Raw genomic sequence first — 8,875 nt, 5'->3', positions numbered from 1 at the left:
TCCGTCGTCGGCAGCGTCAGATGTGTATAAGAGACAGGTGTAGGGCTTGGCCGCGAGGATCTTCACCTCGACGGTCTTGCCGTTCGGCGCCTCGTAGGACGTGCTGTCGCCGACGCTCTTGCCGTTGATCGCCGCGCCCATCGCGGACTTCTCGGAGAACACCTGCAGGTCCGAGCCGTCCGCGATCTCGCGGTTGCCGAGGAGGAACGTCTCCTCGTCACCGAAGATCTCCACGGTGACGACCATGCCGGGCTCGACGACGCCGTCGTCGGCCGGGGTCTCGCCGATCTTCGCGTTGTGCAGCAGCTCGGTGAGCTGGCGGATCCGGGCCTCCATCTTGCCCTGCTCCTCGCGCGCGGCGTGGTAGCCACCGTTCTCCTTGAGGTCGCCCTCCTCACGGGCCTCCTCGATCTTCTGCGCGATCTCGATGCGACCCTCGCCGGACAGGTGGTCCAGCTCCGCCTTGAGGCGGTCGTAGGCCTCCTGCGTCAGGAAACCACCAGCAGCAGTCTCGGTCACTTGTGTCACTCCTCGATGAACCGACGCCCACGCGGGTCCGCGTGGGCGTCTCACATGTACGAAGGGCCCGACCGTGGCTGTCGCCTGCTGGCACGTGCCTGCGTGGGTGACCGGTCCGGACCCTGGGTGAAAGACCAAGCGTAGCAAAGGGCTCGTCGCACACGCAGGTCATGGCGTGCAGCGGGCGTCCGTACCGCGGTGGTTCGTCGCGGTTCGACCGGCGTTCAGGAGCAGTCGCGCACCTGCCCGGTGACGGCCCGAGAGGTGGTGCGCAGGGTGGTCGTCGTCGTCACGGTGTCGGGCCCGGCAGGCACGTCGACCCGTGCGGTGCCGACGGGGGAGAAGTCCCGGGCCAGCGCCTCGACGGTGCACGTCATGGCCCGCCCCTCCGGACGCGTCAGGGTGAAGGTGACGCGGACGGTGCGGTCGTCGACGACCTTGTAGCCGAGGGTCTCGAACGCGGGACGCCCGAGCGTCGCGGCCAAGCCGAACCACACGGCGACGGCCGACATGGCGAGGACACCGAGGGTCCCGATGACCCACCACTTCGCCGTGCCGGGGGCGAGACGGGGGAGCGTCGGTCGCGACGGCATGCGAAGGGTCCTGACGGTCGAGGCCCGGGCGGAAGGCGCCACGGGGAGTGAGAGGATGTCGGTCGGGTCCAGTGTCCCCCACGGGACGCCGGCGCCCGACGGCGGTCCGGCAGCAGTCCACGCGGTCCATGCGGTCCATGCGGTCCACGCGGTCCACGCGGTCCAGCAGCGGCCGGTCGCCCCGTGACGACGGCGCGCCCACCCGGCGGCCTCGCGCGAACCCAACCACCGATCAGGGACGACAGCAGGGAGCCACGTGGCCGAGGGCATGAGGTTGATGGCGGTGCACGCGCACCCCGACGACGAGTCGAGCAAGGGGGCCGCGACCACCGCGAAGTACGTCGCCGAGGGCGCGTCCGTCATGGTCGTCTCGTGCACCGGGGGCGAGCGCGGCGACATCCTCAACGAGAAGCTGAAGAACGACCCCCACATCCTGCGCGACATCGTCCAGGTGCGCCGCGACGAGATGAAGGCGGCCCAGGAGGTCCTCGGCTGCGAGCACACGTGGCTCGGCTTCGTCGACTCGGGCCTGCCCGAAGGGGACCCGCTCCCGCCGCTGCCCGACGGCTGCTTCGGCCTCGAGGACCTCGAGGTGACGACCGAGGCGCTCGTGCGCGTCATCCGGGCCTGGCGCCCGCACGTCATGACGACCTACGACGAGAAGGGCGGCTACCCGCACCCGGACCACATCATGTGTCACCGGGTCGCGATGGCCGCCTTCGAGGCGGCCGGTGACCCCGAGCGCTTCCCCCACGCCGGGGCACCGTGGCAGCCGCTCAAGATCTACTACAACGGCGGCTGGAGCAAGGAGCGGCTGACGCTCATCCACGAGGCGATGGTCACAGAGGGACTCGAGAGCCCGTACGCCGAGTGGCTCGCCAACTGGAAGCCCCGCCGCGACGGTCGTCCGACGACGACCATCCGGTGCGGCGACTACTTCGACGTGCGTGACCGGGCGCTCCTGGCCCACGCGACGCAGGTCGACCCGGACGGGTTCTGGTTCCAGGTGCCGCTGTCGATCCAGCAGCGGGTGTGGCCCGTCGAGGAGTTCGAGGCCGCCCTGTCCTACGTGCCGGTCATCGAGGGCGAGGACGACCTCTTCGCCGGGCTCGGGACGCCGGAGGAGGCGGACGCGCTCGCGACCCGCCGCGACCTGGGCGTCGTCTACGACGGCCGCCAGCCCGAGGCGCCGGAGCCGCAGGAGGGTGCGCACGAGGCGACGTCGCCCGGCGGGGTCGTCCACGGGGACAGTGCGGAGACGCACACCGACGAGCACACCGACCAGCAGGCCGACGAGCACACCGACGAGCACACCGAGGAACGGGCCGGCGCGGACGCGTCCGGCGAGGAGGTGGACGACTGATGGCCGACGGCGGCAACCTGCCCATCGGGCCCGGGATCTGGGGCTTCATCGCCTTCTTCGTCCTGGCGGTGGCGCTGTGGTTCCTCGTGCGCAACATGAACTCGCGGCTGCGCCGGATGGCCTACCGCGACCGTGAGCGCGCCGAGGTCGAGGACAACGCCCTCACCGACGCGGACGCGCCCGCCGATGCCGAGGGTCTGCGGACGCGTCGGGCCGACGCGGCGTCGGGGTCGGGCGACCCGTTCGCCGGCGACGGGCCCGATGAGACCGACGCGTCGGGCGGCGCGGGAACCGACCCGGGGCGCCCGCGGCGCTGAGGGCCCACAGCCCGGGACGGACCACGCGGCGAGAGGGGAAGCCTCAGCTCACGGCCTGGTAGCCGACGACCGCGAGGGCGACGGCGGCGAAGTGCGAGGCGAAGCCGCCGAGGGTGAAGGCGTGGAAGACCTCGTGGAAGCCGAACCAGCGCGGCGAGGGGTTGGGCCGCTTCGTGCCGTAGACCACCCCGCCGAGGGTGTAGAGGATGCCGCCGAGGCCGATGAGCGAGCCGATGAGCGGGCCGCCCGCCCTCCAGAACGGCACGACGTAGAAGACCGCGGTCCACCCGAGCGCGATGTAGAGGCCGGTGTAGAGCCATCGCGGCGCACTGACCCACACGACGCGGAAGGCGACGCCGGCGATGGCGGCGCCCCAGATGATCGACAGGAGGATCCGGGCCTGCGTGCCGGGCAGGAGCGTGACGGCGAACGGCGTGTACGTGCCGGCGATGATGAGGTAGATGTTGGAGTGGTCCAGGCGTTTGAGCAGCCCACTGGCCCGGGGACCCCACGTGCCGCGGTGGTACACCGCCGACACCCCGAAGAGCAGCGCGGCGGTGACGGTGAAGACCAGGGAGGCCGTCCGCACGGCCCCGGGATCGGACAGGAGCACGAGGACGAGCCCGCCGACGACGGACACGGGGAACATGCCGAGATGCAGCCAGCCACGCAGACGCGGCTTGACGGCGGCGACGACCTCGGCGACGGGGCCAGCCTCCTCAGAGGCGCGGTGCTGCTCTCTGGTCATGGCGGGGAGTCTAACCTACGCAACCGTAGGTTACGGACCAGTAGGTGCTCAGCAGCTCCTGTGAAGGTCGTGTGAACGACGTGGGTCGAGCCACCCTGCAGCGGCGGGACGCGACAGGGCGAGGGGTACGGTGGGAGCCGTGGCCCACCGGGGCTGCCCGAGCATCGACCGGCACGATCGACCGGCACGATCGACGCCGCGGCGTCCGACACCGGCACGTCCGACACCGACGAGGAGGCCCCGTGGGGTGGCGCGATGTGGTCTACGGCGCGTATGAGCGCCGGGTCCTCAAGGACCTGCCCCGCGAGTTGCTGCCACGCCACGTCGCCGTCATGCTCGACGGCAACCGCCGCTGGGCCAAGGCCCGCGGCGAGGGCACCGCCACCGGCCACCAGGCCGGCGCCGACAAGATCGAGGAGCTGCTCGAGTGGTGCCGCGAGGCCGGCGTCGAGTACGTGACCCTCTGGTTGCTGTCGACCGACAACCTACGCCGTCCCCCGGAGGAGCTCGAGCCGCTCCTGCGCATCATCGAGACGGCCGTCTCCGACCTCGCCGACACCGGCAACTGGCACGTCCGCATCGTCGGCGCGCTCGACCTGCTGCCCGCGCCGACGGCCGAGAGCCTGCGCACCTCGGCCGAGCGCACCGCCGCCGTCACCGGCATGACCGTCAACGTCGCCGTCGGCTACGGCGGACGCCGCGAGATCGCCGACGCGGTCCGCGACCTCCTCCTCGAACGCGCGGCGCGCGGCGAGTCGATCGAGCAGATCGCGGCCGGAATCACCGTCGAGGACATCGCCGGGCACCTCTACACCAAGGGCCAGCCCGACCCGGACCTCGTCATCCGGACCTCGGGGGAGCAGCGCCTCGGCGGGTTCCTCCTCTGGCAGAGCGCGACGTCGGAGTTCTACTTCTGCGAGGCCTACTGGCCCGACTTCCGGCACGTCGACTTCCTCCGGGCCCTGCGCGCCTACGCCGGACGGCACCGGCGGTTCGGCGCGTGAGCACGGGCGGCCGGCGGCTGCGACGGGGACCGCTCCCCATTGCAGCCCGGCGAGCCGGTGCATAGGTTGCGGACGTCGTCCATCACAGGGGAGAGCCAATGGCCATCTACAAGAAGGGTGCCGACCCGGTCGCGCTGCGTTCGGCGGCCGAGCGGATCACGGCGCACGCCCGCGAGTGCGAGACCGTCCGGGGCGAGGCCACCCGCGCGGTCAACTCGATCAGGGGCAACTGGGGTGGTGGCGACCTCGAGCACCTGATGAGCCGCTGGCCCCCGCTCGACGCCCAGCTGACGCAGTTCGGCACCGACCTCGGCCGGCTCGCGGAGGCCCTGCGCCGCAACGCCGGCCAGCAGGACACGACGAGCGGCCCGGGCGCCGGCGGGGCGGGGCCCCTCGGCCCTGGCGGGCGCGACGGCAGCGGCGACGACGGCGGCATCCCCGGCTACGACCTCCTCAAGGGCATCTGGACGCCCATCAAGGGCATCGGCACCGCGGTGGGCCTGCTCGGGACCGGCATGAAGATCCGCAACTTCCTGTCCAACCTCGGTAGCTGGGACCGCGACCTCGGCGTCTTCAAGAACCTGTCGCAGGCGTGGAAGACCGGCCGTCTCGCGGAGTTCGGCGATGCGCTCAACCCGAAGAACTGGAGCACCCTGTCCCGGTTCCTGCCCTCGCTCGCCGAGGGGGGTGCGCTCGCGCGCACGGTCGGCACGGTCGGCAAGGCGCTCGGCCCGGTGGGCGTCGCCTTCGGCGGCTTCACCGTCGCCAACGACATCGCCGACGGCAACTACGGCCGCGCCGGCTACGACTCGGTCATGACGGGCCTCGGCGCCGCCGCCCTCATGACGCCGCCGCCGGTCGACGTCGTCTGCGGCATCGCCGCGGGCGGCATGGCGGTGGGCCAGCTCGTCTACGACAACTGGGACACCATCTCCGACTTCACGTCCGACGCCGTCGACGCCGTGGGCGACGTCGCCTCCGACGCCGTCGACGCGGTCGGTGACGTGGCCGGCGACGCCGTCGACGCGGTCGGCGACGTCGCCGAGAAGGTCTGGCCCTTCTGACGGGCGATCCGCGCCGTCGCCACCCAGACTGGCACCATCACGACCGCCGACCGACCGACAACCGTGCCGCCGACCGGCATGACCCATCGCACGACCGCACGACTGGCACGACTGCACGACCCGACGCACGAGGACGACGAGGAGCACCATGTCCGACCCGATGAAGGGCACGCCGCTGGCGGCCTTCGACCTGCCCGACGAGGTCTTCGGCCTCGGCGCCGGCGAGCTGGCCTACCTGCTGTCCCGGCACGAGACCCCGGCCGGGGAACGCTCGCGCCACATCCTCATGCTCGACCCACGCGTCGCGGACGAGGGCGCCCTCCTCGCCGGCGCGTCCGGCCTGGCCTCCCGCGGCTGGTTCCGGCTCGCGGACGACGGCACCGGCGAGACCCTCTCGAACGCGGCGCTCGTCGAGTACGTCACCGGCGCGGCGACGCGGTGGACCCGGATCGGCCTCGTCGGCGACGACGTCAGCCAGCTCGACGTCGCCGTCTTCCTCGAGTCCGACGCCGTGACGGCGCTCATGCAGCCCCGGCAGCTCGCGTCGTGGTTCGTCCGCCTCGGCGAGCCGGACGTCGACCGCGCAGCCCTCGTCACGTCGCTCGTCCGCGAGCGGTTCGCGGCCAACCCGGCCGTCGGCGTGTTCCTCGAGGTGCAGACCCTCGGGGGCGCGAGCAACCTCGCGATCCGCCGGTCCGGTTCCGGCTACGAGGCGCTGCGCGACGTCGCGGGACCCGGCACCGGCACCGGTGGCGTCGTCGACGAGGCCGGCCTGCTCGAGGCCGTCGGCGGCCTCTACACCGAGGGGGTTCCCGCGTGAGCACCCCGCACACCGGTGGCCCGACGCCGCCGAAGGAGCCCTTCTCCTACGTCAGCCAGGACCGCGGCCTGCTCACGCTCAAGATCCGCGAGCCGGCGCTCATGGCCCTGTTCTTCCTCGCCTTCATCGTCCTCGGCATCGTCTTCTTCCTCATGGTCAAGAAGGGCGCCGACCAGGGGGCCGAGGGTGCGATGGGCGTCGCCTACCTCATCCTCGCGATCTTCGGTGGCCTCGGGCTCGTCGGGCTCGGCATCGCCGTTCGGCGGTGGGCGTGGAAGCGGGAGTACGTGCGGGTCATGGGCCGCTCGCCCTGGTCCTGACGCCGGCTGCCGCGGCGCGCCACCGCCGCCGCGACGCATCACCGACGCCGCGGTGCCGGGGCCGGGGCGGTGACCGCAGGGTGAACACTCGGGCGACACGACGACTCCCGGCCGCTCAATGCGCCCCGCCGTCGGTCCCGGGTCGTACCGTCGTGCCAACGGCCGACACCCGTCGGACGTTGCCAGGAGGCCCACCCATGGAGCGATCGCTCAGGACGGAGGGCCGGGCCCAGCGCCACCCTCTGGTGGTCACCGCCCGGCATCTCGGGAGCGAGTAGGCGCGCGACGCGCGCCGCGTAGGGAGTGGGACATGGCACGCACGACACGTCCGGTCACGACGGACTACGCCAGCACGACCACCAAGCCGGCCGCGGCCTCCACACGCGCCACCACCCGCAAGCGACGTCCTCCGCACAAGACGTACGTCCTCGACACGTCGGTGCTCCTGTCCGACCCCCGGGCGATGCTCCGGTTCGCCGAGCACGAGGTGGTCCTGCCCGTCGTCGTCGTCACCGAGCTCGAGGGCAAGCGACACCATCCCGAGCTCGGCTACTTCGCCCGCCAGGCCCTGCGTCTCCTCGACGACCTGCGCATCAGCGCCGGGCGCCTCGACGAGCCGGTCCGCGTCGGCGACGCCGGCGGGACCCTTCGCGTCGAGCTCAACCACACCGACCCCATGTCGCTGCCGGCCGGGTTCCGCCTCGGCGACAACGACACCCGCATCCTGTCGGTGGCCAAGAACCTGTCGAACGAGGGCGCCGACGTCACGATCGTCAGCAAGGACCTCCCGATGCGGGTCAAGGCCTCGGCGTGCGGTCTCGAGGCGGAGGAGTACCGCCACGAGCAGGGCGTCGACTCCGGCTGGACCGGCCTCATGGAGCTCGAGGTCACGACCGACGAGCTCGACCAGCTGTACGACCGGGGCCGCATCGAGCACGCCGGTGCGGCCGAGCTGCCCTGCCACACCGGTCTCGTCCTGCTCTCGCCGCGGGGAAGCGGTCTGGGGCGGGTCGGGGCCGACAAGCAGATCCGGCTCGTGCGAGGCGACCGTGACGCGTTCGGCCTGCACGGCCGCAGCGCCGAGCAGCGCATCGCCCTCGACCTGCTGCTCGACCCCGACATCGGCATCGTCAGCCTCGGCGGCCGTGCCGGCACGGGCAAGTCGGCGCTCGCCCTCTGCGCCGGCCTCGAGTCGGTCATGGAGCGGCGGGCGCAGCGCAAGGTCATCGTCTTCCGCCCGCTGTTCGCGGTCGGCGGCCAGGAGCTCGGGTACCTGCCCGGCACCGAGCAGGAGAAGATGAACCCGTGGGGGCAGGCGGTCTTCGACACCCTCGGGGCGCTCGTGTCGACCGAGGTCGTCGAGGAGGTCATGGACCGCGGGCTGCTCGAGGTGCTGCCGCTGACGCACATCCGCGGTCGCTCCCTGCACGACGCGTTCGTCGTCGTCGACGAGGCACAGTCGCTCGAGCGCAACGTCCTGCTGACGGTCCTGTCCCGCATCGGGCAGAACAGCAAGGTCGTGCTGACCCACGACGTCGCCCAGCGCGACAACCTCAGGGTCGGCCGGCACGACGGCGTCGCGGCGGTCATCGAGAAGCTCAAGGGCCACCCGCTCTTCGCCCACGTGACGCTGACCCGCAGCGAGCGCAGCCCCATCGCCGCCCTGGTCACCGACCTGCTCGAGGGCATCGAGATGTGACCCTGGTCATACGCAGGACAGGGTCCCCGAGCGCGTCGCTCGGGGACCCTTCCCGTGCGGCCACCCGGGTGCACCGTAGCGCTGCTGTGGACGCCGACTTGCCTCGAGGTGGGGTCGGCTGGCACGGTGGGGCCCTGAAGATCTCGGAACGGTAACGGCCTGGCTGCGGGGAGCGGGCCGTCACCCGCCCGAGAGCACCGCCCCTCCACCCCGTCGACCACCGCCGCCAGGTGCGCTGCCCTGCGCCCTGCGCGGGCCCCGACCCGCGCAGACGGTCGACGTGTCCCACACCGCAGGAAGGCTGACCCCACCTCCATGGCACGGTACGAAGGCCGCCACCGCAACGCGTCGACCCCCGCACCCCGCCCCGGCGTCCGGGGCGAGGCGGTCGGCGTGGTGCCGGTCCGGCTCGGGACGCGCGGGGACGC

At 72.3% G+C, this 8,875-nt stretch carries 10 protein-coding genes; 7 read left to right on the top strand and 3 right to left on the bottom strand.

Annotation, left to right across the window (positions count from 1 at the left end; genetic code table 11):
• Together greA and ACR9ZK_RS19210 are read right to left on the bottom strand one after the other, a co-directional pair.
• On the bottom strand, window positions 1-519 hold a 519-nt coding region (greA, locus tag ACR9ZK_RS19215), incomplete at its 3' end, for a transcription elongation factor GreA (protein ID WP_481343570.1).
• Window positions 520-743: 224 nt separating this feature from the next.
• On the bottom strand, window positions 744-1,112 hold the full coding sequence (locus ACR9ZK_RS19210; RefSeq protein WP_481343569.1) for a DUF4307 domain-containing protein: 369 nt from the start codon (window positions 1,110-1,112) through the stop codon (window positions 744-746).
• A gap of 268 nt (window positions 1,113-1,380) precedes the next feature.
• On the opposite strand from ACR9ZK_RS19210, the gene mca reads away from it, so the two are divergent.
• Window positions 1,381-2,475 (top strand): mycothiol conjugate amidase Mca, encoded by a 1,095-nt coding sequence (mca, locus tag ACR9ZK_RS19205; RefSeq protein ID WP_481343567.1) that lies wholly within the window; start codon window positions 1,381-1,383, stop codon window positions 2,473-2,475.
• Window positions 2,475-2,792 (top strand): hypothetical protein, encoded by a 318-nt coding sequence (locus ACR9ZK_RS19200; protein WP_481343566.1) that lies wholly within the window; start codon window positions 2,475-2,477, stop codon window positions 2,790-2,792. The genes mca and ACR9ZK_RS19200 overlap by 1 nt, the downstream gene beginning before the upstream one ends.
• Window positions 2,793-2,835: 43 nt before the next feature.
• Here ACR9ZK_RS19200 and trhA read toward each other — a convergent pair whose 3' ends face one another.
• On the bottom strand, window positions 2,836-3,540 hold the full coding sequence (trhA, locus tag ACR9ZK_RS19195; RefSeq protein ID WP_481343564.1) for a PAQR family membrane homeostasis protein TrhA: 705 nt from the start codon (window positions 3,538-3,540) through the stop codon (window positions 2,836-2,838).
• Between the two features lie 242 nt (window positions 3,541-3,782).
• On the opposite strand from trhA, the gene ACR9ZK_RS19190 reads away from it, so the two are divergent.
• From ACR9ZK_RS19190 to ACR9ZK_RS19170, 5 genes are all read left to right on the top strand, one after another.
• Window positions 3,783-4,544 (top strand): isoprenyl transferase, encoded by a 762-nt coding sequence (locus tag ACR9ZK_RS19190; protein ID WP_481343563.1) that lies wholly within the window; start codon window positions 3,783-3,785, stop codon window positions 4,542-4,544.
• Between the two features lie 98 nt (window positions 4,545-4,642).
• Window positions 4,643-5,608, top strand: a complete 966-nt coding sequence (locus ACR9ZK_RS19185) for a WXG100 family type VII secretion target (RefSeq protein WP_481343562.1) — start codon at window positions 4,643-4,645, stop codon at window positions 5,606-5,608.
• Window positions 5,609-5,756: 148 nt separating this feature from the next.
• Complete coding sequence (locus ACR9ZK_RS19180; protein ID WP_481343561.1) at window positions 5,757-6,428, top strand: hypothetical protein; 672 nt, start codon at window positions 5,757-5,759, stop codon at window positions 6,426-6,428.
• Window positions 6,425-6,748 (top strand): hypothetical protein, encoded by a 324-nt coding sequence (locus ACR9ZK_RS19175; protein WP_481343559.1) that lies wholly within the window; start codon window positions 6,425-6,427, stop codon window positions 6,746-6,748. The genes ACR9ZK_RS19180 and ACR9ZK_RS19175 overlap by 4 nt, the downstream gene beginning before the upstream one ends.
• Window positions 6,749-7,211: 463 nt before the next feature.
• Window positions 7,212-8,447, top strand: coding sequence for a PhoH family protein (locus ACR9ZK_RS19170; protein ID WP_481343571.1), 1,236 nt, complete (start codon window positions 7,212-7,214; stop codon window positions 8,445-8,447).
• The last annotated feature ends 428 nt before the right edge of the window (window positions 8,448-8,875 follow it).

The sequence above is a fragment of the Monashia sp. HAY1-5C genome (genome assembly GCF_056755255.1).
The sequence above is the reverse complement of the archived record's forward strand: the minus strand, read 5'-3'. Positions and strand labels throughout refer to the sequence as shown.

What these genes read in the sequence shown, in the direction of transcription:
- ACR9ZK_RS19210 (WP_481343569.1), bottom strand. Translation starts at nt 1,112, where the DNA reads ATGCCGTCGCGACCGACGCTCCCCCGTCTCGCCCCCGGCACGGCGAAG.
- mca (WP_481343567.1), top strand. Translation starts at nt 1,381, where the DNA reads ATGAGGTTGATGGCGGTGCACGCGCACCCCGACGACGAGTCGAGCAAG.
- ACR9ZK_RS19200 (WP_481343566.1), top strand. Translation starts at nt 2,475, where the DNA reads ATGGCCGACGGCGGCAACCTGCCCATCGGGCCCGGGATCTGGGGCTTC.
- trhA (WP_481343564.1), bottom strand. Translation starts at nt 3,540, where the DNA reads ATGACCAGAGAGCAGCACCGCGCCTCTGAGGAGGCTGGCCCCGTCGCC.
- ACR9ZK_RS19185 (WP_481343562.1), top strand. Translation starts at nt 4,643, where the DNA reads ATGGCCATCTACAAGAAGGGTGCCGACCCGGTCGCGCTGCGTTCGGCG.
- ACR9ZK_RS19180 (WP_481343561.1), top strand. Translation starts at nt 5,757, where the DNA reads ATGTCCGACCCGATGAAGGGCACGCCGCTGGCGGCCTTCGACCTGCCC.
- ACR9ZK_RS19170 (WP_481343571.1), top strand. Translation starts at nt 7,212, where the DNA reads ATGCTCCGGTTCGCCGAGCACGAGGTGGTCCTGCCCGTCGTCGTCGTC.